This is a genomic window from Pseudoxanthomonas sp. P4_B2 (assembly GCF_056402315.1).
On the sequence record NZ_JBFUHQ010000007.1, the window covers coordinates 107,387 to 126,838 of the forward strand.

The 19,452-nt window shown below is 64.1% G+C and carries 21 protein-coding genes; 5 read left to right on the top strand and 16 right to left on the bottom strand.

Translation table 11 applies throughout. The features are described from left to right. Window positions 1-13: 13 nt before the first annotated feature. Window positions 14-1,342: an epoxide hydrolase family protein gene (locus AC1DTQ_RS16425; RefSeq protein ID WP_477850951.1), complete on the bottom strand. Its 1,329-nt coding sequence runs from the start codon at window positions 1,340-1,342 to the stop codon at window positions 14-16. A gap of 94 nt (window positions 1,343-1,436) precedes the next feature. Beyond that, entirely contained in the window at window positions 1,437-2,177 is a 741-nt protein-coding gene (locus tag AC1DTQ_RS16430; protein ID WP_477850952.1) for a 3-oxoacyl-ACP reductase family protein, read from the bottom strand. A gap of 282 nt (window positions 2,178-2,459) precedes the next feature. On the opposite strand from AC1DTQ_RS16430, the gene AC1DTQ_RS16435 reads away from it, so the two are divergent. From AC1DTQ_RS16435 to AC1DTQ_RS16445, 3 genes are all read left to right on the top strand, one after another. Next, complete coding sequence (locus tag AC1DTQ_RS16435; RefSeq protein WP_477850954.1) at window positions 2,460-3,257, top strand: alpha/beta fold hydrolase; 798 nt, start codon at window positions 2,460-2,462, stop codon at window positions 3,255-3,257. Window positions 3,258-3,378: 121 nt separating this feature from the next. Then, entirely contained in the window at window positions 3,379-4,119 is a 741-nt protein-coding gene (locus tag AC1DTQ_RS16440; RefSeq protein ID WP_477850955.1) for a response regulator, read from the top strand. Next, window positions 4,116-5,465 (top strand): HAMP domain-containing sensor histidine kinase, encoded by a 1,350-nt coding sequence (locus AC1DTQ_RS16445; RefSeq protein WP_477850956.1) that lies wholly within the window; start codon window positions 4,116-4,118, stop codon window positions 5,463-5,465. The genes AC1DTQ_RS16440 and AC1DTQ_RS16445 overlap by 4 nt, the downstream gene beginning before the upstream one ends. A 238-nt stretch (window positions 5,466-5,703) precedes the next feature. Here AC1DTQ_RS16445 and AC1DTQ_RS16450 read toward each other — a convergent pair whose 3' ends face one another. After that, window positions 5,704-6,666, bottom strand: coding sequence for an AraC family transcriptional regulator (locus tag AC1DTQ_RS16450; protein WP_477850957.1), 963 nt, complete (start codon window positions 6,664-6,666; stop codon window positions 5,704-5,706). Between the two features lie 144 nt (window positions 6,667-6,810). Between AC1DTQ_RS16450 and AC1DTQ_RS16455 the strand changes: the two genes are divergently transcribed. Continuing rightward, entirely contained in the window at window positions 6,811-7,731 is a 921-nt protein-coding gene (locus AC1DTQ_RS16455) for an aldo/keto reductase (protein WP_477850958.1), read from the top strand. A gap of 11 nt (window positions 7,732-7,742) precedes the next feature. Then, the gene (locus AC1DTQ_RS16460) at window positions 7,743-8,135 is read left to right on the top strand and encodes a GFA family protein (RefSeq protein WP_477850960.1); all 393 of its coding nucleotides are present in this window, start codon (window positions 7,743-7,745) and stop codon (window positions 8,133-8,135) included. A gap of 413 nt (window positions 8,136-8,548) precedes the next feature. On the opposite strand, the gene AC1DTQ_RS16465 is transcribed toward AC1DTQ_RS16460, so the two are convergent. From AC1DTQ_RS16465 to AC1DTQ_RS16525, 13 genes are all read right to left on the bottom strand, one after another. Beyond that, window positions 8,549-9,274: a sulfite exporter TauE/SafE family protein gene (locus AC1DTQ_RS16465; RefSeq protein ID WP_477850962.1), complete on the bottom strand. Its 726-nt coding sequence runs from the start codon at window positions 9,272-9,274 to the stop codon at window positions 8,549-8,551. Beyond that, window positions 9,264-9,524: a cbb3-type cytochrome oxidase assembly protein CcoS gene (gene ccoS, locus AC1DTQ_RS16470; protein ID WP_477850963.1), complete on the bottom strand. Its 261-nt coding sequence runs from the start codon at window positions 9,522-9,524 to the stop codon at window positions 9,264-9,266. The genes AC1DTQ_RS16465 and ccoS overlap by 11 nt, the downstream gene beginning before the upstream one ends. After that, window positions 9,521-11,932, bottom strand: coding sequence for a heavy metal translocating P-type ATPase (locus AC1DTQ_RS16475; protein WP_477850964.1), 2,412 nt, complete (start codon window positions 11,930-11,932; stop codon window positions 9,521-9,523). Before AC1DTQ_RS16475 ends, ccoS begins: the two co-directional genes overlap by 4 nt. A gap of 32 nt (window positions 11,933-11,964) precedes the next feature. Continuing rightward, window positions 11,965-12,489: a FixH family protein gene (locus AC1DTQ_RS16480; RefSeq protein WP_477850965.1), complete on the bottom strand. Its 525-nt coding sequence runs from the start codon at window positions 12,487-12,489 to the stop codon at window positions 11,965-11,967. After that, the gene (locus AC1DTQ_RS16485) at window positions 12,489-14,039 is read right to left on the bottom strand and encodes a 4Fe-4S dicluster domain-containing protein (RefSeq protein WP_477850966.1); all 1,551 of its coding nucleotides are present in this window, start codon (window positions 14,037-14,039) and stop codon (window positions 12,489-12,491) included. Before AC1DTQ_RS16485 ends, AC1DTQ_RS16480 begins: the two co-directional genes overlap by 1 nt. A 9-nt stretch (window positions 14,040-14,048) precedes the next feature. Beyond that, the gene (locus AC1DTQ_RS16490) at window positions 14,049-14,345 is read right to left on the bottom strand and encodes a hypothetical protein (RefSeq protein ID WP_477850968.1); all 297 of its coding nucleotides are present in this window, start codon (window positions 14,343-14,345) and stop codon (window positions 14,049-14,051) included. Then, a complete protein-coding gene (gene ccoP, locus AC1DTQ_RS16495) occupies window positions 14,342-15,280 on the bottom strand; it encodes a cytochrome-c oxidase, cbb3-type subunit III (protein WP_477850969.1) in 939 nt (312 codons plus the stop codon). The genes AC1DTQ_RS16490 and ccoP overlap by 4 nt, the downstream gene beginning before the upstream one ends. Continuing rightward, window positions 15,277-15,432 (bottom strand): cbb3-type cytochrome oxidase subunit 3, encoded by a 156-nt coding sequence (locus AC1DTQ_RS16500; RefSeq protein ID WP_477850971.1) that lies wholly within the window; start codon window positions 15,430-15,432, stop codon window positions 15,277-15,279. The genes ccoP and AC1DTQ_RS16500 overlap by 4 nt, the downstream gene beginning before the upstream one ends. Window positions 15,433-15,435: 3 nt before the next feature. Beyond that, complete coding sequence (ccoO, locus tag AC1DTQ_RS16505; RefSeq protein ID WP_477850973.1) at window positions 15,436-16,050, bottom strand: cytochrome-c oxidase, cbb3-type subunit II; 615 nt, start codon at window positions 16,048-16,050, stop codon at window positions 15,436-15,438. 10 nt (window positions 16,051-16,060) lie between these two features. After that, complete coding sequence (gene ccoN / locus AC1DTQ_RS16510; protein ID WP_477850974.1) at window positions 16,061-17,536, bottom strand: cytochrome-c oxidase, cbb3-type subunit I; 1,476 nt, start codon at window positions 17,534-17,536, stop codon at window positions 16,061-16,063. 84 nt (window positions 17,537-17,620) lie between these two features. Further along, the gene (gene azu, locus AC1DTQ_RS16515) at window positions 17,621-18,079 is read right to left on the bottom strand and encodes an azurin (protein WP_477850976.1); all 459 of its coding nucleotides are present in this window, start codon (window positions 18,077-18,079) and stop codon (window positions 17,621-17,623) included. 25 nt (window positions 18,080-18,104) lie between these two features. After that, on the bottom strand, window positions 18,105-18,683 hold the full coding sequence (locus AC1DTQ_RS16520; RefSeq protein WP_477850977.1) for an SCO family protein: 579 nt from the start codon (window positions 18,681-18,683) through the stop codon (window positions 18,105-18,107). Continuing rightward, a complete protein-coding gene (locus AC1DTQ_RS16525; protein WP_477850979.1) occupies window positions 18,680-19,450 on the bottom strand; it encodes a formylglycine-generating enzyme family protein in 771 nt (256 codons plus the stop codon). The genes AC1DTQ_RS16520 and AC1DTQ_RS16525 overlap by 4 nt, the downstream gene beginning before the upstream one ends. Between the last annotated feature and the right edge of the window lie 2 nt (window positions 19,451-19,452).

Sequence of the window (19,452 nt, forward strand, 5' to 3'; positions counted from 1 at the left end):
GGGTCGGTATGGATCACTTGGCGTTGCGCAACGGCCGGAAGGCCGCGCGCAGTTCGGCGCTGAACAACTGTGGCTGTTCCCAGGCAGCGAAGTGGCCGCCTTTTTCGGCTTCATTGAAGTAGTAGAGCGTCGGATAAGCGCGCTCAGTCCAGCTGCGCGGCGCGCGATAAATTTCCCCGGGGAACACCGATACCGCGACTGGCACGGAAATCTGATCAGTCTTCTGCGCGGCAGCGCTGAAATTATTGTTGTTGTTTTCCCAGTAGAAGCGCCCGGCCGAAGTCGACGTATCGGTGAGCCAGTACAGACTGATATCGTCCAGAATCGCATCGCGCCCGAGCACGTTCTCCGGTACGCCATCGCTGTCGGTCCACTGCGCGATCTTGTCGTACATCCACGCCGCCATGCCCACGGGTGAATCGTTCAGTGCATAGCCGATCGTCTGCGGTCGCGTGACCATCATTGCGCCATAGGCGGCATTGCGGCCGAAGAAGCGGCTCAAGGTTTCGAATGCGGTCTGCTCGACCTGTGTCAGCCCCGCTGGCGCCGGTGCACCACTGTTGATCGGACCGACCAACTCGGTGGGGACCGTCGCGGGCATGGTCAGGTGGATGCCCTTCAAGCCTGACGGTGCCTGCCGGCCCATCACGTCGGAGATCACCGAACCGTGATCGCCGCCCTGCGACACATAGTGGTCGTAGCCAAGCCGTTGCATCAGCACGTGCCATGCACGGCCGACACGATCCGGTCCCCAGCCCAGTTCGGTCGGACGGCCTGAGAAGCCGTAACCGGGGATGGAAGGGATCACGACATCGAATGCATCCTCGGCGCGGCCGCCGAACGCGGTCGGATTGGTCAAAGGTTCGATGGTGTTGACGAACTCCAGGAGGGAGCCGGGCCAACCATGCGTGAGAATCACCGGCAGCGCGCCGCGGTGCCGCGAGCGCACATGGATGAAATGAATGTCCACGCCGTCGATGGTGGTGATGAACTGTGGAAGGCGGTTGAGCTTGGCTTCTAGCCGCCGCCAGTCGTAGTCTCCGCCCCAGTAGCTGACCAGCGCTTGCAGCTTTGCCAGTTGCAGGCCTTGGGATTCATCGGCAACGAGTTCGCGGTCCGGCCAGCGCGTAGCCTGCACGCGCCGGCGCAGTTCCTGCAGATCGCGCTCGGGCACGTGCACCTGGAAGGGGCGGATGTCACTGCCGCCGTAGTTCTCCATTGCTCGAGCGGCGATGGAGGGCAGCAGGTTGAGCGCGCCGATGGACGCCGCGGCCAGCGTGGTCGAACCGATCAGACGCCGGCGCTGGAAGTTGATGATCTCATTGGGGTCGAAAGTTGACATGGAATACTCCTTCTGATGCAGGACGGGATCCTCACGCGGCACGCGAGGCAGGAGGATGAGAGGTGCGGAAGCGGACAGGCAGCGCTGCGCTGCGTCAGATCACCCAGCCGCCATCGAGGGTCAGGCTGGCGCCGGTCATGTAGCCGGCTTCATCGCCGGCCAGATAGGCGACCAGCGCCGCGACTTCTTCCGGTTGACCTACTCGCTGCAGCGGACTGCGCTGGACGACCATGTCCAGAAAGTCGGTGGTGATATCGGTTTCGATTGGGCCGGGTTGGATGTTGTTGATGGTGATTCGGCGAGGTGCGAGATCCAGCGCCAGTTCGCGGGCCAGTGTGGCCACGGCGGCCTTGGTCATGGCGTAGACGCTGCCGCCTACGCTGCCGCTACGCACGGCGGTGTTGCTGCCGATGGTGATGATGCGGCCACCGTCCTGCGTGCGTGCCGCTGCTGCCTGGACCGACAGAAATACGCCGCGCACGTTGACGGAGAGCATTTGGTCCAGTATCTCCAGCGGGAATTGGTCCAGCGGGCTGCCCCGGTAGATGCCGGCGTTCACCACGGTCACATGCAACGGACCGAAGCGTTCGACAGCTTGTTCGATGGCCAAAGCAATGGCGCCGGCGTCGGCGCTATCGGCTTGTATGGCCAGTGCCTTTCCGCCGTTGGCTTCGATGGCGGCGACCACGTCGGCGGCCTTGTCCGGTCGGGACACATAGGTCAATGCAACGGCGTAGCCTTCGCGGCCGAGCCGTTCTGCGATGGCGGCGCCAATGCCGCGGGAGCCGCCGAAGACGAGAGCGACTTTCTGCGGCGCATTGGATATGGAGTGCATGGCTTTTTCCTTTTGGGGGAGTCGTGCCAGCGGCGTGCCGTTGGCGATGGGGCCATTGCACGCTGCGGCCTTGTCGCCGACGTGTCTTCAAACAGGGGGATTTGTCAGCGAACTGTGTGGATACGCCGTTTGGATACAGACGCTTACAAATGTCCGGAAGTTGTATCGAAACGTATCCACAGCCGCCGCCTACGCGTTGGGATACGAATCCGGCCGCTAGCCGACATGGGGCCGATACAGCCAAGGGATGAAATGACCCCACACACCAACCGGAGTTTCGCCATGCAACGTTTCCCCTTCTTGGTTCTACTGACGGCCGCTTCCCTGCTTTCCGCCGCCGCCCAGGCGCGGACGCCACCCGTCAATCCGGATGCCCCGACGGTCGTCCTGGTGCATGGGGCTTTCGCCGATGCCTCCAGTTGGAACAAGGTGGTCGCGCGTTTGCAGAAGCGCGGCGTGCCGGTGGTGGCGGTGGACAATCCGCTGACTTCGCTTGCCGATGACGTAGCCGCTACTCAGCGCGCCATCGCGGCCGCACCGGGCAAGGTCGTATTGGTTGGCCATTCCTGGGGCGGCACCGTGATCACACAAGCTGGACGCGACCCCAAAGTCGATGCGCTGGTGTATGTGGCCGCCTTCGCGCCAGATGTGGGCCAGAACTCCGCGCAGCAGGGCGAGGGCTTTCCTGTCGCGCCCGGCCTGCAGAAATTGGTGGAAGCCGCTGGCTTCCTGTCGTTGTCAGCGGAGACGGTAGCCAGCGATTTCGCGCAAGACCTGAAGCCGGTGCTGGTGCGGGACGTCTTCGCGCATCAGCTCCCCCTGAAGGCGGACGCGCTGTCCGAGCGTGTCGACTTCGCCGCATGGCGATCGCTGCCCAGCTGGTATGTTGTCTCGCGCAAGGACCGCATGCTGTCGCCGGAATTGCAGGTAGCGACCGCCCGGCGCATCGGTGCGGAATTGCGCTCGGTCGATGCGGGACACGTTTCGCCGTTGTCGGCTCCGCGCGAGGTGAGCGATGCCATCCTGGAAGCCGCCGGCTTGAAACCGGCAGACCTGACGCCCAACGGCGATGGCGGTTGAGTGCCCGGGCGCGTGCCGGTGCCCATGCCTGTGCGAAGGCGCGGAGCATGCACCCGCTCGCGCTAACATCCACAGGGCGGCCCGCGTCGGCCGGCAATATCCGCGTACCCGGAGCAATTCAATGTCCCATACCGATCACATCCTGGTCGTCGACGACGACAGCGACATCCGCCACCTGGTCGGAGACTACCTGCGCCGGAACGGCCTGCGGGTCACACTTGCCGCGGAAGGTCGCGAGATGCGCGCGGCGCTGGACACCAGCGACATAGATCTGATCGTGCTGGACGTGATGATGCCCGGCGAAGACGGCTTGTCTTTGTGCCGTAACCTGCGCGCGGGTAAGCATCGTGCCGTACCGGTGGTCATGCTGACCGCCCGCGACGATGAGACGGACCGCATTATCGGTCTGGAAATGGGCGCGGATGATTATGTGGTCAAGCCCTTTTCCTCACGCGAGCTGTTGGCGCGCATCAGCGCGGTCATTCGTCGCGCACGCATGCTGCCGCCGAATCTGCAGGTGAGCGAGGCGTCGCGGCTGATAGGTTTCGGCCAATGGAAGCTGGACACCACCGCGCGCCATCTGCTGGACGAAGACGGCACGGCCTATCCGCTCAGCGGCGCGGAGTTCCGGCTGCTACGCGTATTCATCGATCATCCACAGCGCGTGCTCAGCCGCGACCAGCTGCTCAATCTGACGCAGGGACGCGATGCGGAAGTATTCGATCGTTCCATCGATCTGTTGGTCAGCCGGTTGAGGCAACGCCTGGGCGATGGCCCACGCGAGCAGACGTATATCAAGACGGTACGCAGCGAAGGTTATGTGTTCTCCCAGTTGGTCACCTTGATCGGAGAGGAAGCATGAGCCAAGAGGGGCGCGCATCGGGTTTGAGCCTACTGCCGCGTACTCTGGCCGCGCGTGTGCTTCTGATCCTGGGTGCCGGTTTGCTGTTGGCGCATGCATTGTCGTTCGCCTTGTTGTTTTACGAACGCGCCACCGCCACGCGCTCGATGATGCTCACCAACTTGGAAGAAGACATTCCGGTAAGCGTCGCCTTGCTCGAACACCTTCCGCCTGCGGAGAGAACGCAATGGCTTCCGCGGTTGGAGCGCCGGACCTACCGCTATCTCTTGCGTCCGGCGCAACCAGGCACGTCGCTGGCGAGTGATCGCGCGCGCCAGGTGACGGCGCTGGTCGACGACGCGCTTCGGCATCGTTACCCGCTGCGGCCACGCGCCGTGTCCGCTTCGCCCGAGCGTTACGAGGTGGAACTGACGCTTGCCGACGGGCAACCGCTGACCATCGAGGTCACGCCATCGCTTATGCCCATCGCACGCTGGTTGCCGTGGATGCTGGCCGCCCAAGTGGCTTTGCTGCTGGCATGCACATGGCTGGCGGTGCGGCTGGTCACGCGACCGCTGGCGCGGTTGGCGGATGCCGCCGAGCGGCTGGATCCCGCACATGCAGGGCCGCCGCTGTCGCAGGAAGGCCCCAGCGAGGTCGCGAAGGCCGCGCGCGCTCTCAATGCCCTGCAGTCGCGCGTGTCTGCGCATGTCACCGAGCGTATGCAGATCCTGGCCGCGATCTCGCACGATCTGCAGACACCCATCACGCGCATGCGCTTGCGACTGGAGTCCCTGGATGAAAGTCCCGAGCAAGCCCGCCTGCTGGACGATGTCGACCAGATCAGTCATTTGGTGCGCGAAGGTGTTAACTATGCCCGCAGTGCCAATGTTGCCCTGGGCCCCTCGGTGCGACTGGACCTGCCGTCCTTCCTTGATAGCGTGGTGGGCGACTATCAAGACACGGGAAAAGCCGTGCAGCGCACCGAGGGCGACCAAGCCTCGGTGCAGACGCATCCCCAAGTCCTGCGTCGCGTCGTGCAGAACTTGATCGACAACGCGTTGGCATACGGCGGCAGCGCGGAAGCTACGCTGCGCATCGATCAGGACGGCCGAGTATGCATTGACGTATTGGATCGAGGTCCCGGCATCCCCGAGGATCAGTTGGAAGCGGTGCTGCAACCGTTCCATCGGCTGGAGTCCTCGCGCGGCCGCAGCAGCGGTGGCACGGGGCTGGGCTTGGCGATTGCACAGCAGCTAACGCAGTCGCTGGGTGGCACGCTGCGGCTGAGCAATCGTGAAGGCGGTGGACTGTGCGCCACAATCATGTTGGCAGCTGATCAGCTTGCTGGCGGTGCACAGCATTAAACTATCGCTCGCTGAAGGAGATTCCCCAAACATGTGAGCAACAAGGTTCCTCGTGAATCCTGATTAGGAATGTTTATCGCAAGTAGGGAAGGGCAGCTTCCGACCCAAACCAGACGTCCAGAAACGAAGGTCGGTTCTTACGCGGGCAGAACGTCTTCGCTTCGCGGAGCCAAGCTCATTCTCGGAAGTAGACGGCAACCAAGTATCAACGAGTTCCAGCCTCCAGCTGACGGGCGCGCTAGCACTGGGCGCCGCGTCGCGCAGCGCCCGGCGAGATACCCATGAAACGCTTGAACGCGCGGCTGAACGCGGCTTCGGACTGGTAGCCGAGACGGCCCGCCAACTCACTCAGTGCCGCCTCATCCGCCCTGAGCCAGGTGAGCGCGATATGCATGCGCCAGCGCGTGACGTACTGCATGGCTGGCTCGCCTACGAGCTCGGTAAAGCGCGCTGCGAACCCCGAGCGTGACATCGCGACTTCGCTCGCGAGCGACGCCACCGTCCAAGGGCGCGATGGGTCGCGGTGGATAAGCGCGATCGCGCGGCCTATCTGCGCATCCTGCAGCGCTCCCAGCCAGCCCGTTTGCGCAGCAGGGTCGCGCTCGATCCAAGCGCGGATCGCCTGGATGACGAGGATGTCGGCGAGGCGTGTGATGACAGTCTCGCCACCGGGCCGCAGCTCCCTGGCTTCCGCAGCCATGAGGCGGAGCGTGCTCTGCATCCAATCCGTCATCGCCAGGTGCGGCGTACTCGACGCCTCGACGTGGATGACTCTCGGCAAGAGCTTGACGAGGTGATGGGCGGCGGGGTGATCGAAGCGCACGGCGCCGCAGACGAGGCTCGTCGCCGTGCCGCCGCCGCCGTGGTGCAGGATCGAGTAGCGCTCGCTCACCTGCACCTGCTCTTGGAGGAGATCGTCGAGCCGCGACGCGGGAGCGCCCGGGTCGCTTGAGAGGCGGTGCCCGTCGCGCGGGAGCAGCACTAGATCTCCCGGCTCGAGCCGGCGAGGCTCGTCGCCCTCCGCCTCGAGCCAGCACCTGCCCGACGTCACCACGTGGAAGGTCAGGAGATCCTCCATTGCCGGAAGAGTCAGCGCCCAGGGCGCGGTCAACTCCGAGCGGCAATAAAAGCTGCCGCTCATCCGCAGGAAGTGGAGTGCCTCGCCGAGCGGATCCACCAGAAGCCTGTGTGTGTCCTTCATGCCTACCAGTCTCGGCCGAAAATCGCACAACGTCCAGAGATTTGGACGAACGAGCATAATAAGTGGCTTTCCTATCATTGAGACTCGCGCTTCACGGACAGATACTGGATGTCATGCAAGTCCACAGTTGAGGAAGAGACTACAATGACCAATAAACACACGCGCGCATTGGGAAACGGCATCGAGATCCCGTTTCTTGGATTCGGCACGTATCTCATTCCTGATGAGGAGGCAGAAGCCGCGGTCGGCGAGGTGATCCGCCTCGGCTATCGGCACGTCGACACCGCAGAGGTCTACAAGAACGAAGCTGGAGTCGGCGCAGGCATCAAGCGCGCCCTCCAACACACAGGCCTGACGCGCCGCGACCTCTTCGTCACCACGAAGCTGTGGCCAGGTAACTCGGCGTGGGGAGAGACGCCGAAGACGACGGCAACGACCATTGCGTCCTTCGAGGAAAGCCTCTCGAGGCTCGGGCTCGACTACGTCGATCTCTACCTCATCCACGCTACGTTCGACCCTGAGCAGCGGCTGGCCCAATGGCGCGGGCTAGTCACTCTCTACGAACAGAAACGGGCACGCGCCATCGGCGTGAGCAATTTCGGCATCCGGCACGTCGAGGCACTCAAGGCCGCGGGCTTGCCCCTTCCTCACGCGAACCAAATCGAACTTCATCCGTGGTCGCAGAAGCCGGAGTTGGTTGCGTACCTGAAGCAAAACGGGATCGCCCCGATCGCCTACAGTAGCCTCGTGCCACTTGCCACATGGCGAGACGCGCCTGGGCACGAGAGCGCAAAGACGGACGCGATGAAGGCCGACGGCCAACGATCGGATTCACCGTTCAAGGCGCTCGCTGCCAAGCACGGGGTAACGGAAGCCCAGGTGCTGCTGCGATGGGCAGTCCAGAATGGTTATCCCGTGTTGCCCAAGAGCACGAAACCCGAACGAATGAAGGAGAACGCGGATCTCTTCTCCTTTGCTCTGTCTGCAGGTGACATGGCTGCAATGGCCAGGATGGAGCGGGGTGATGGCGTTGCGTGGTCTATCGGGGATCCAACGAAGCAATGACGGGAGCCTTTATGCATAAGGGCAGTTGTCTCTGTGGCACAGTGAAATACGAAGTTCGCGGCAAGCTTGGTGCGGCAATTTATTGCCACTGTTCGCTCTGTCGCAAGGCGACCGCTACTGCATTTGCGACCAATGCGCCCGTCGCGGCAGGTGACTTCGTCGTCATCGAGGGCGAGTCGGCGCTGAAGGCATACAATTCTTCGCCAGGTGTTCATCGCATCTTCTGTTCCAACTGCGGTTCGCCGATCATCAGTCGCCGCGACGCAATGCCGGATGTCGTGCGCTTGCGGGTGGGGACACTCGATACGCCGCTGCCAGCGCCGCCGACCGCGCATTATTTCGTCGCCTCGAAGGCTGAGTGGTACGAGATACACGACGACTTGCCACAGTTCGCGGAACGCTAGGTATGGGTCCTCGAAAGGGTGAGTTTGGCAGTGGGCCGGAAGTGACACGCAAAGCTTAGACTCGCCGCATCGACACTGCACCTCGCCGACTTGGATGGCTGAAGGGCTTGCGGTCCGACCGCCGCACACGTGTTTTCGCTCGTGCCCGAATGCTAGGTTGTGCGCCAACGGAAGGAATGGCTACGACTTGAGGAGCAGTGTCGTCACAACTCCAGTGACGAACTGCGGGAGTCGGCTTCCGACCCATAGCGGACATGTGCCAACTCGGCAGTTGACGAGATGAAATATTTCTTGGGAATCGAGCCGTCGTTTCAGGAGTGGAAAACGAAGGTTGCTTGACGAAGAAGAGACTTAGGGCGACTCGATCAATTGATCGAACACTTGCTCTAGGCGCTGTCGGCGGCTGACCGCGTTCAGGAGGGCGGGCTGGCGCAGCCTAGCGCGCTAAGCAGCGCATGCGTGCCAGGCACGTGGATCAGCCAGGGCGAGGCCAGAGTCAGCAAGCCGGCCAGGAGGATTATTCCCGCCGCCGCGTTTCGCCACGCCGGCCGTTGCAGCCAACGCCCCAAGCGTGCCCCGGACCAAGTCAGCGGCAGCATCACCGGCAGGGTAGCAAGGCCGAACGCAGCCATGGTCAGGCCGCCATTGATCGCATCGGCCTGCAGCCAGGCCGCGGCCAACAGAGTGGTGCTGAGCCCACATGGCATCCAGCCCCACAGCATGCCCAGAGCGACGCGTTTACCGCGACTGTCGGCAGGTAGCAGCACACGCTGCAGCGGCCGTAGTGTTCGCCACAGTCCTGCATCGGGGCGTGACAGAAAACCGAGTCGACCGCGGCGATCGAGCAGACGCAACGCGGCGACGATCAGCACCAATCCCACCGCTGCACGCAAACCGGTGCTCAGCCAATCGAGCTGGGCCAGACCGAGAATGCCGTGACCGAAGGCCCCGACAATGACGCCCGCCAACGTGTAGCCGAGCACGCGACCCAGGTTGGGTTCCAGAGCGGTGATCCAGCCGCCGCGCGGCGCCATCGCCGAAAACCCGGTAGCGATACCGCCGCACATCGCGGCGCAATGGGCCCCGCCCATCAATCCGGTCAACGCCGCCGCGCCCAAGGTCAGCCAGTCAATCGGCATGGTCGTCGCGTGCCTTGTCGTCGCATGCTTCGGTCTTGTCGGCTATCGCGCGATTGACCGCATCCGCACCCACACCCGCGTCGGCGCCTGCAGTTGTTTGCGGTTGCTCGTGCAGATCGTTGCGCAGTATGTCGATCGCCGGCGTGTCCAAATCCTCGAACTGGCCACGCTTGACCGCCCAGACGAAGGCCCAGCCCGCGGCGACCAGCAGCAACAGGCTGAGCGGAATCAGGAACAGCAAGATGTTCATCGCAATGAGATCCCGCTCGTCGGCACGCGGGTCAGGCGCAGGGCGTTGATCGTCACGGCGAGCGAGGACATGGCCATGCCCAGTGCAGCCAGCCACGGTGTTACCAAACCAGCCGCAGCCAAGGGCAGGGCCAGCAGGTTGTAAGCCAGCGCCCAACCCAGATTCTGCCGGATCACCCTCCGCGTGCGCCGCGCGACGTTGATCGCCTGCGGTACCCGTTGCAGCGAGCGCCCGGTCAGGACCAGGTCGGCGACGCGTTGGGCTAGCGCCGCTCCTTCGGCCACAGCCAATGAGACATCGGCACCGGCCAGCACCGGAGCGTCATTGAGGCCGTCGCCAACCATCGCAACCACTCGACCTTGGCGCTGCAAGCCATGGACGAAGGCGAGCTTGTCCTCCGGCGATTGCCGCGCATGCGCCTTGTCGATGCCGACCTGCTGGGCGAAACCGCGCACCGCCGCTTCACCATCGCCGCTGGACAGATGCACGACCAGCCCTTGCGCATGCAGCGCGTCGATCGCTGCGCGGGCACCATCGCGTTCGGATTCCTGCAGGGTGAAGCAGGCGGCGACCTGTTGACCGTCGCCGAGCCATACGCGGCCATCGTCGTCGGCCGCGGCGGCGAAACCGGCTTGGCCGAGGCGCCAATATCGGCCATCGACGACACCCTCGACGCCGTGTCCCGGGACCGCGCGGATCTCCTGTGCTTGCGCGGCATCGGTGATGGCGCGGCCGGCGAACGCGCGGGCGATCGGATGGCCGCTGTCGCGCTCCAGCGCGGTGGCGATACGCAACGCGCGATCTTCGTCCATCCCCGGGAACACTTCGACCTTGGCCAACTGCGGACATCCATCGCTGAGCGTGCCGGTCTTGTCGAACACGATGTCGGTCGCCTGCGCCAACCGTTCCAGCGCATTGTCGCGCAGCGGCAACACGCCCAACTTGGCCAGTGCGCCATGCGCGGCGGCCAGCGCCGCCGGCACCGCCAGCGACAACGCGCACGGACAACTGATCACCAGCAGAGCCAAGGTGACCTCGAAGGCGCGCGTGGGATCGTACGCGCGCCAGCCCAGGTACACGACCAGCGACACCAGCAACAAGGCGACGACGAAATGGCGGGCGATGCGTTCGGCGCCGCGTGCCAGGGCCGGACGCTGCGCTTGCGCCTGTTCGACCAGCCGCGTCAATTGCGATAGACGCGTGGCGCTGCCGGTTTCGGCAACCCGCAGCCGCGCCGGTTGCTCGCGGCATACGGTCCCGGCGAAGACCCGATCGCCGGCGATCTTGTCGATGGGATGCGATTCGCCGGTCAGCAGGGCTTCCTCGAAACGCGCCGGTTCCAGCAGCACGCCATCGGCCGGGACCACTTCGCCAATCGCCACGCAGGCGATGTCGTCGTGCACCAGCGCACTGATCGGCACGGTCTCGCGACTGCCGTCGCTGCGTTGCCGGGTGGCGAACGCGGGTCGTGCCCGGGCCAGTGCATCGACCTGCGCACTGGCGATGTTGCGTGCACGCCGTTCCAGCATGCGCGCGCACAACAGCAGGAACACGAACATCACCGCCGCGTCGTACCAGACGTGGGCGCCGCCGCGCAGGGTTTCGAACACGCTGGCGATATAGGCCAACAGGGTCGAGCCGGCGACCAACGTGTCCATTCCCGGTTGGCGCAGGCGCAGTTCGCGCCAGGCTCCCGTCAGGAACGGCCCGCCGGCGTAGAACACCACCGGGGTTGAGACCAGGAAAGTGATCCAGCGAAAGAAATCGCGGGTCGGTAACGCCATGGTGTTGCCGAAATCCAGGTACAACGCCTCGGCGAACATCATCGCCTGCATCGAACCGAGTCCGGCGATACCGAGGCGGATCAGATCGCGGTTGCGCTCGCTGCGGCGCGCCTGTTCACGGGCCTCGCCGCTGGCCAGATAGGGGCGGTAGCCCAGTGCGACCAGGCGCCGCAGTGGTTGCGACAGCGAGGTCACGCGCGGGTTCCAGGCTAGGCGGATGCGTCCGGTGACCGCGTTGGCGCCGGCGTCGATCACTCCCGGCTCACGCGCCAGGGCGCGATCGATCAACCACGCGCACGCCGCGCAATGCATGCCGTCGGTGAGCAGGGTGATTTCGCGGCCGCCTTCAACGTTGTGCGCGTGTTCGGCCAGTACTTCGTCGCGGTCCCATACCCCGAGGTCGAGCGTTTCGGTGCCGACCCGGGTGGCGTGCTCGCTGCGCAGGCGGTAGTAGTCGCCCAGGTCGGCTTCGCCGATCCATTGCGCGGCGGCCGCACAGCCCTGGCAGCAGAACAGGCGCGGCATGCCATCCAGTACCAGCCGCGCAGGCAGAACGGGCAGGACTTCACCGCAATGATGGCAACCATCGCCGGTGGCCAGGCGCGGGTCATCATTCGCGGACACGGCGGGGTTCATCATGATCGCCATCGCATGGCCTACTGCGTCTGCAACCGCGGATGCAGGTGAGTCGCAAGTTGGCCTTTGGGCAGATGGCCCTGCAACCGCCAATGCGCATCGCCGGGCCCCAGGCGCACATCCCAGTCGTGGCTGACGTCGACGCGGGCGTCGATGCGCCAACCCAGTTCAGTCGGCTGAAGCAGCAGATCCCGATCATGTTCCTGGCGGGCCGGGTGCACCAGTTGCAGGCGCAGCGGCGCGGAATGGTCGAAGTCGCCGGTGACCGGCAGCACTTCCACCAGGTTCCGCTCCGGATCGATGCGCATGATCCCGCTGAGCTTCTTGTCGCTGGCGAACTGATCGGGACTCAGATCGGCGGTCTGGATCTGCGCAGTGCGCCGGACCTGGTCGGGTACCGTGTCGATGCTGTCGCCGCGACCGGCGATCACGATCATGATGATCCCGGCGATCACCACCGCCGCCGGCATGCCCAGCACCAACCACATCACCGGTTGGTTCCAGGGCGATGATTTACTTTCAGGCGGCGGCGTTTGCGGGTTCATCAGAGAGGTCCGAAGAAGCTGCTGTCGACGGTCTTGCGGATCTTGCGATCGGTCGACTCGATCACGAAGCGGATTTCATGACGCCCCTTCAGTGTTTCCGGTGCAGTGACCTCGATCGGCAGCGACACGACCTGTTCGGCATCGGCCTTTACCACGCTGGGCATGCGCTGACCGAGGACGATGGCGGCGTCGGCCGATTCCAGAGTGATGCGGTATTCCTGCGCAGCATCGGTCTTGTTGACCAGCTTCAGCGTATAACCGTTGTCGATGCCATCCCCATCCATCCGGTACAGCGCGTTGCGGTCTCGCAGGACCTCGGCGATCAACGGAGTGCGTGCGCCGATACCCCAGACCCAGGCCGTCGCCAGCGTCAGCAGGAGCGCGCCGTACACCAGCACGCGCGGGCGCAGTATCCGCGAGGGCTTGCCGTCGATCGCGTTCTGCGTGGAATAGCGGATCAGGCCGCGGGCGAAGCCCATCTTGTCCATCACCTCGTCGCAGGCGTCGATGCACAGGCCGCAGGCGATGCATTCGTATTGCAGGCCGTTACGGATGTCGATGCCGGTCGGGCAGACCTGCACGCACATGGTGCAGTCGATGCAGTCGCCGAGTTCCTGAGCCTGGAATTTCGGTAGCGGTTCGGCCGCGACTCCGGCTTCGGCGAAACTGATCGTACCGCGCGCCTGGGCCCGTGCGTCGGCGGCGCTGGGATGGCTGCTGGCGCGAAACACGTAATCGTAGGCAGTGATCTTGTCGAGCAGGCTACGGCCGCGCGCCACGATATCGCCGAGACCGCGCTTGCGCGGACCGCGCGGTTCGCCGCGCATCGGGTCGTAGGCGATGATCAGGGTGTTGCGATCGAACATCGCGCTCTGGAAGCGCGCATACGGGCACATGTACTTGCACACCTGCTCGCGCAGGAAGCCGGCGTTGCCCCAGGTGGCAAGTGCATAGAAGAACACCCAGAAACTTTCCCAGCCGTTCCAGGCGAGCGGCCAGAGGCGCGCGCCGAGATCGACGATGGAAGTGAAGAAGCCGACGAAGGTGAAACCGGTCCACAACGCGAACAGCAGCCATAGCACGTGCTTGCCGCCCTTGCGCAGGATTTTCTCGCGGTTCCAGGGGCCCGCGTCCAGTTTCATGCGCTTGTTGCGATCGCCTTCGGTCCAGCGTTCCATCCACAGGAACACTTCCGTCCACACCGTCTGCGGGCAGGCATAGCCGCACCACAGGCGTCCGGCCAACGCGGTGATGAAGAACAGCAGCAGCGCCAGGATCACCAGCAGCATGGCCAGGAAAGTGAAATCCTGTGGCCAGAAAGTCAGCCCGAATACATGGAACTTGCGCGCCGGCAGATCGAACAGTACCGCCTGGCGGCCGTCCCAGCGCAGCCATGGGAACACGTAATACATGCCCAGCAGCCAAGCCACCGCCAGCTTGCGCAGACGGTCCAGGCGGCCGGAAATGTCGCGCGGATAGACCTTGCGTTCCTTGACGTAATGCGAACCGCCGCCGTCATCCAGCAGGTCAATGTCGATTTTTCTGTTCACCGCGTTTGCTTATTCCAGAGGCAGCGTCTTGTTGAATCGGCTGGCCGGACGCAGCAGCAGCCAGGTGAACAGGCTCGAAGATGCAGTCGCCAGCCAGAACATGAAGAAGCCGATGGTGTAACCCACGCCGCGGCTGATCTGGATATCCGGGAAGGTCATGTCGCGCAGTTCCAACGGATCGACCAGAGCGAAGAACACCATGGTCGCCACCCCGGCGGCGAAGAAGCTCGGCCACAGGATCGCCCCGACCCGCTGCACCAAGGGACGCAACGGATAGTCCGCCGGCGCCGGCGCCGGCCAACTCATGGGGCAGCTGCCGCGGCTTGTTCGGTCTTGCGCGACAACGACCAGGCATAGGCCGCAGCCAGACGCGCACGGGTTTCACCCAGCAGTTCGCGGTGCGCCGGCATCACCCCGTGACGACCCTTGGCGATGGTCTGGCGCAGGCTTTCTTTGCTGCTGCCGTACAGCCAGTAATCGTCGGTCAGATCGGGGGCGCCCAGTTCCTGGTTACCCTTGCCGTTGGCGCCATGGCAAGCCACGCAAACGCCGTCGTAAAGCTTCTTGCCTTGCGCGGCCAGGTAGTCGTTCTGCACCGATTGGCCGGGCGTGTTCAATACGCGCACATAGGCGACGGTGTAGTCGATCGCATTGTCGCCACCCATGCTGGTCAGTACCGGACCCCACTCGGGCATTACCCCATCGCGGCCATCGAGCACGGTCTGCAGGACCTGGTCGGGTTCGCCGCCCCAGTGCCAAATGTCGTCGGCCAGGTTGGGGTAGCCGATCGCGCCCTGCGCGGAGGAGCCATGGCAGGTGGCGCAGGTATTGGCGAAGATCGAGCGTCCCAACTTCAACGCCTGCGGATCGCCGGCCAGGCGGTCGATCGATTGGCCGGCGTATGGACGGAAGGTCTCTGCCAGGTTGGCGTCCGAGGCCGCTTTGTCCAGCGCATGCTCCTGCTGGGAACTCCAGCCGCTGATGCCCGCGTATTTGCCCAGGCCGCCGTACCAGAGCACGTAGCCGATGGCGAAGACGATGGTCAGATAGAAACCCTGGATCCACCAGCGCGGCATCGGCTTGTTGTATTCGGTGAGGTCGCCGTCCCAGTAGTGGCTGGTGTCCTCCGGCCTGGGATCGCCCGGGCGCCGTTTGGCCGTATACCAGAGCAGCCATACCAGCACGAAGATGTTCAGCACCGCCAGCGCAATGACGTACCACGACCATCCGGTTGCGATCATCGCTGGTCTCCCTTGACTTGCGCGCGTTCGTTCTCATCCAGCGGCAGCCGCGCGGCGGCGTCGAAGCCGGTCTTGCGTGCCGGCCGCCAGGCCCAGATCCAGCCGCCCACGAACAACAGCAACAGCACAGTGGTGATGATTCCGGAAAGCATTCCTCAACCTCCCTTCGGTGCGTGCTTGCCGAGGCCTTGCAGATAGGCGATCACGGCGTCGAGTTCGGAACTGTCCGATACGTCCTTGGCTGCCTGCGCGATCTGCGCATCGGTGTACGGATCGCCCATGCGCTGCAGCGTGCGCATGCGCGCGGAAAGGTCGGCGCCATCGATGGAGGATCCAGCCAGCCAGGGGAACGACGGCATGTTCGATTCCGGCACCACTGCACGCGGGTCGGTCAGGTGCACGCGGTGCCAGTCGTCCGAATAGCGGCCGCCGATGCGCGCCAGATCCGGTCCGGTGCGCTTGGAGCCCCACAGGAACGGCCGGTCGTAGACCGATTCGCCGGCCAGCGAATAGTGGCCGTAGCGTTCGGTCTCGAAGCGGAGCGTACGGATCATCTGGGTATGGCAGTTGCCGCAGCCTTCGCGCACATAGACGTCGCGACCGGCCAGTTGCAGTGCCGGATACGGTTTGACGCCTGGCAGAGGCGTGATGGCCTCCGCCTGGTGCATCAGCGGCACGATTTCAGCCAGCCCGCCCAGCGACAGCGCCACCGCGATCAGCGCAATCAGCAAGCCGACGTTCTTCTCTATTTTTTCGTGTCCAAGACTCATCAGTATTTCCTCATGCCCGCGCTTCGGCGATATCCGGCACCAGCACCGGCTGCGGTGCGGCCGCGTGGCCCAGCTGCCAGGTGCGCCAGAAGTTCCACGCCATCACCACCATGCCGGCCAGCACCAGCAGCCCGCCGAGCAAGCGGCCCAGGTAATAGGGATAGGTGGCGTTGAGCGATTCGACGAAGGCGTAGGTGAGGGTGCCGTCGGCATTGGTCGCGCGCCACATCAGACCCTGGGTGATGCCGGCGATCCACATCGCGCAGATGTAGAAGACCACGCCGATGGTGTGCATCCAGAAGTGCGTGTCGATCAGCCGGGTCGAATACATGCCCTTCAGCCCCAGCGTGCGCGGGTACATCGAATACAGCGAACCGATGGTGATCATCGCCACCCAGCCCAGCGCGCCGGCATGCACGTGGCCGATGGTCCAATCGGTGTAGTGGCTCAGTGAGTTGACCGTCTTGATCGAAAGCATCGGGCCTTCGAAGGTTGCGATCATGTAGAAGCTCAACGCAACGATCAGGAACTTGAGGATCGGATCGGTGCGCAGCTTATGCCAGACCCCGGACAGGGTCATGATGCCGTTGATCGCGCCGCCCCACGACGGCGCCAGCAGCACGATTGAGAACACCATGCCCACCGACTGCACCCAGTCCGGCAGGGCGGTGTAGTGCAGATGGTGTGGGCCGGCCCACATGTACACCGAGATCAGCGCCCAGAAGTGCACGATCGACAGGCGGTAGGAATAGATCGGGCGCCCGGCCTGCTTGGGCACGAAGTAATACATCATGCCCAGGTAGCTGGTGGTCAGCATGAAGCCGACCGCGTTGTGCCCGTACCACCATTGCGCCATCGCATCGACCGCGCCGGTGTAGACAGAATACGACTTGGTCAGGCTGACCGGCACCGCCAGGTTGTTGACGATGTGCAACAAGGCGATGGCGACGATGTACGCGCCGAAGAACCAGTTGGCCACATAGATGTGCTTGACCTTGCGCTTGGCGATGGTGCCGAAGAACAGCCAGGCATAGGCCACCCAGACGACGGTGATCAGCAGATCGACCGGCCATTCCATCTCCGCGTATTCCTTGCCCTGGCTCATGCCCGCGGCCAGGGTCACCACGGTCGCCACCAGGCACAGTTGCCAGCCCCAGAACACCAGCGAAGCGAGCTTGTCGGAAATCAGGCGGACATGGCAGGTGCGCTGGACCACATACAGGCTGGTGGCGAACAACGCCGAGCCGCCGAAGGCGAAGATCACGCCATTGGTATGGATAGGACGCAGTCGGCCGAAACTCAGCCAGGCGGTGTCGAAGTTCAATGCCGGCCAGTACAGCTGCGCGGCGATCAGGGCCCCCACCGCCATGCCGACGATGCCCCAGACGATCGAGGCGATCGTGAACTGGCGCACCACCTTGTCGTTGTAGAAACCGGACGTGCCGGTATCCCCGCCGGTTGTGGACCGGATTGCTTGTTCGCTCATGCGTGTGCCCCTGCTGTGCTGCGGCCCATTTTCCGGACCTGGCTGCAGAGCGACTTGATCTGGATCAAACCGGATCGATTTGGATCACTTACCGACGATGAGCTTGCCCTTCATGATTCCCGAGTGGCCCGGGAACGAGCAGAAGAAGCTGTAGTCGCCACCGGCCTTGAGTTTGCTGCCGGCGAATTTCGCCGCGGTCTTGCCGCCGCCGCCGACCATCGGCGTGGAAGCAAGCACGCGCGCGTCGCCCCTGGGTACGTAATTGGCGCCGGCGCCGGCCTTCATCCCGGCCGTGCTGATGGCGCTTACGTCCTGGGTCGTGCTGATCACCACGTTGTGGCCCATCGCGGTGACCGGCAATTTGCCGGTATGCGCCAGCTCGATGTTGATCGTCGCGCACGAGGAGGAAACGGTCGCGGTCTTCAGATCGAATTGCATGCGGTCATCGGCTTTGAGCTTGAGCGTGCAATTGGCCGCGGCGTTGGCATGGGCGGCGCAGCCGAGCAGAGCCAGGCCGAGGGTGAGGGCGTGCAGGTTTTTCATGCTTTGGGACTCCGTAGATTGTAGTTCAGGGCTTCGCCGTCGCGCGACGCACGGCGGCGATGAATTCGGGATCGGGCTTGCTGCCCATCTGTTCCGTGCGGGCGAGGATGCGGCCGTCGCCGTCCAGCAGGACCAGCGCGCTGGTATGGTTGAACTCACCGTCGGCTAGCGCGCGGTAGCGGATACCGAGCACGCCGGCGATTTCGCGCACGTCGTTGGACGCGGGACTGGCCAGGGTCCAGCGTGCACGGTCCAACTTGCGCTGGTTGATGACCGACATCAGCGCCGTGGGTGTATCGCGTTTGGGGTCCATGCTGACCAGCAGGATGCCCAGGCGTACGCGTTCGGCCGGTGCCAGTTGCCTTTCCACCGCCTTGCCGCTTTCCACGATCAACGGGCAGATGTACTGGCACGAGGTGTAGAACATCGACACCAATTGCACCTTGCCGCGACGGCTGCTCCATTCGAAGCGCTTGCCGTCCTGGTCGGTGAGCTGCACCGGAAGTTGATAGACCGAATCGCGCGGCAACGGCTTGGGTGCGGGTGCGGCGAAGGCCGGTGCGCACAGCGCGAGGATCGCGAACAGGCGCAGTGGTCGTTTCATTTCAGGTCCTTTGCGCAACGGAAACCGAGGTTGGCGGTGGTGTCTTCGGCCTCGAGCGAGGACAGCATCGCCACCCGCATCAGCACCGCGTAGTTCTCGCGATCGTTCATCGACAGGGCGCCGGCCCCGCAGAACTTCGCCTTGTCGGCGTCGCCCTGGTTGCGGTTGTCGGCGGAGACCAACAGCGAGGAGAAATCCTCAGTCCATTCCCAGACCAGGCCATGCAAGTCCTGCACGCCATAGACGTTGGGCGCCTGTAGTCCGGTACGCGCCAGCGCCTGGTTGGATGGACGCGAATACCAGCGCAGGATGCGTTCGCGCCAGGCTGGGTCGCGGCGTGCGTCGCGACGGGTTTCATCGGCTGCCGCTGCATATTCCCACTCGTCCCAGGTCGGCAAGCGTCCGCCCTGCGACTCGCAATAGGCCTGTGCGGCGAACCAGCTGACCTGGACCACCGGTTGCTGCGGCAAGGCCTTGGCGCCAAGCGTGTCGGCGCCGGCCCAATGCGAGAGGTAACGCGGTTCGGCGAACACGCCTGCGACGCGATCGCGGCGCCATTGCGGGCGGAACTGGACGAAGGCCAGGAATTCCGCATTGGTCACCGGCTTGCGCATCAACGCGAACGGGGCGATGCGAGTATCGCCCTTGCGGTCCTCGTACTTCAGCGCGGTGCGGAAATTGCCGCCCGGCAGCCTTGCGTATTCCACCGCGCCGGCAGCCAGACCGGCGAACGGAACCAGCAACAGCAGGGCTGCCAGGCGACGCATCG

Excerpts from the sequence above, each read along its gene's own strand:
- AC1DTQ_RS16460 (WP_477850960.1), top strand. The coding sequence starts at position 7,743 with ATGCATAAGGGCAGTTGTCTCTGTGGCACAGTGAAATACGAAGTTCGC.
- ccoS (WP_477850963.1), bottom strand. The coding sequence starts at position 9,524 with ATGAACATCTTGCTGTTCCTGATTCCGCTCAGCCTGTTGCTGCTGGTC.
- azu (WP_477850976.1), bottom strand. The coding sequence starts at position 18,079 with ATGAAAAACCTGCACGCCCTCACCCTCGGCCTGGCTCTGCTCGGCTGC.
- AC1DTQ_RS16480 (WP_477850965.1), bottom strand. The coding sequence starts at position 12,489 with ATGAACCCGCAAACGCCGCCGCCTGAAAGTAAATCATCGCCCTGGAAC.
- AC1DTQ_RS16520 (WP_477850977.1), bottom strand. The coding sequence starts at position 18,683 with ATGAAACGACCACTGCGCCTGTTCGCGATCCTCGCGCTGTGCGCACCG.
- ccoP (WP_477850969.1), bottom strand. The coding sequence starts at position 15,280 with ATGATCGCAACCGGATGGTCGTGGTACGTCATTGCGCTGGCGGTGCTG.
- AC1DTQ_RS16490 (WP_477850968.1), bottom strand. The coding sequence starts at position 14,345 with ATGAGTTGGCCGGCGCCGGCGCCGGCGGACTATCCGTTGCGTCCCTTG.
- AC1DTQ_RS16455 (WP_477850958.1), top strand. The coding sequence starts at position 6,811 with ATGACCAATAAACACACGCGCGCATTGGGAAACGGCATCGAGATCCCG.
- AC1DTQ_RS16500 (WP_477850971.1), bottom strand. The coding sequence starts at position 15,432 with ATGCTTTCCGGAATCATCACCACTGTGCTGTTGCTGTTGTTCGTGGGC.
- ccoN (WP_477850974.1), bottom strand. The coding sequence starts at position 17,536 with ATGAGCGAACAAGCAATCCGGTCCACAACCGGCGGGGATACCGGCACG.
- AC1DTQ_RS16425 (WP_477850951.1), bottom strand. The coding sequence starts at position 1,342 with ATGTCAACTTTCGACCCCAATGAGATCATCAACTTCCAGCGCCGGCGT.
- AC1DTQ_RS16450 (WP_477850957.1), bottom strand. The coding sequence starts at position 6,666 with ATGAAGGACACACACAGGCTTCTGGTGGATCCGCTCGGCGAGGCACTC.
- AC1DTQ_RS16440 (WP_477850955.1), top strand. The coding sequence starts at position 3,379 with ATGTCCCATACCGATCACATCCTGGTCGTCGACGACGACAGCGACATC.
- AC1DTQ_RS16435 (WP_477850954.1), top strand. The coding sequence starts at position 2,460 with ATGCAACGTTTCCCCTTCTTGGTTCTACTGACGGCCGCTTCCCTGCTT.
- AC1DTQ_RS16445 (WP_477850956.1), top strand. The coding sequence starts at position 4,116 with ATGAGCCAAGAGGGGCGCGCATCGGGTTTGAGCCTACTGCCGCGTACT.
- AC1DTQ_RS16465 (WP_477850962.1), bottom strand. The coding sequence starts at position 9,274 with ATGCCGATTGACTGGCTGACCTTGGGCGCGGCGGCGTTGACCGGATTG.
- AC1DTQ_RS16430 (WP_477850952.1), bottom strand. The coding sequence starts at position 2,177 with ATGCACTCCATATCCAATGCGCCGCAGAAAGTCGCTCTCGTCTTCGGC.
- ccoO (WP_477850973.1), bottom strand. The coding sequence starts at position 16,050 with ATGAGTCTTGGACACGAAAAAATAGAGAAGAACGTCGGCTTGCTGATT.
- AC1DTQ_RS16525 (WP_477850979.1), bottom strand. The coding sequence starts at position 19,450 with ATGCGTCGCCTGGCAGCCCTGCTGTTGCTGGTTCCGTTCGCCGGTCTG.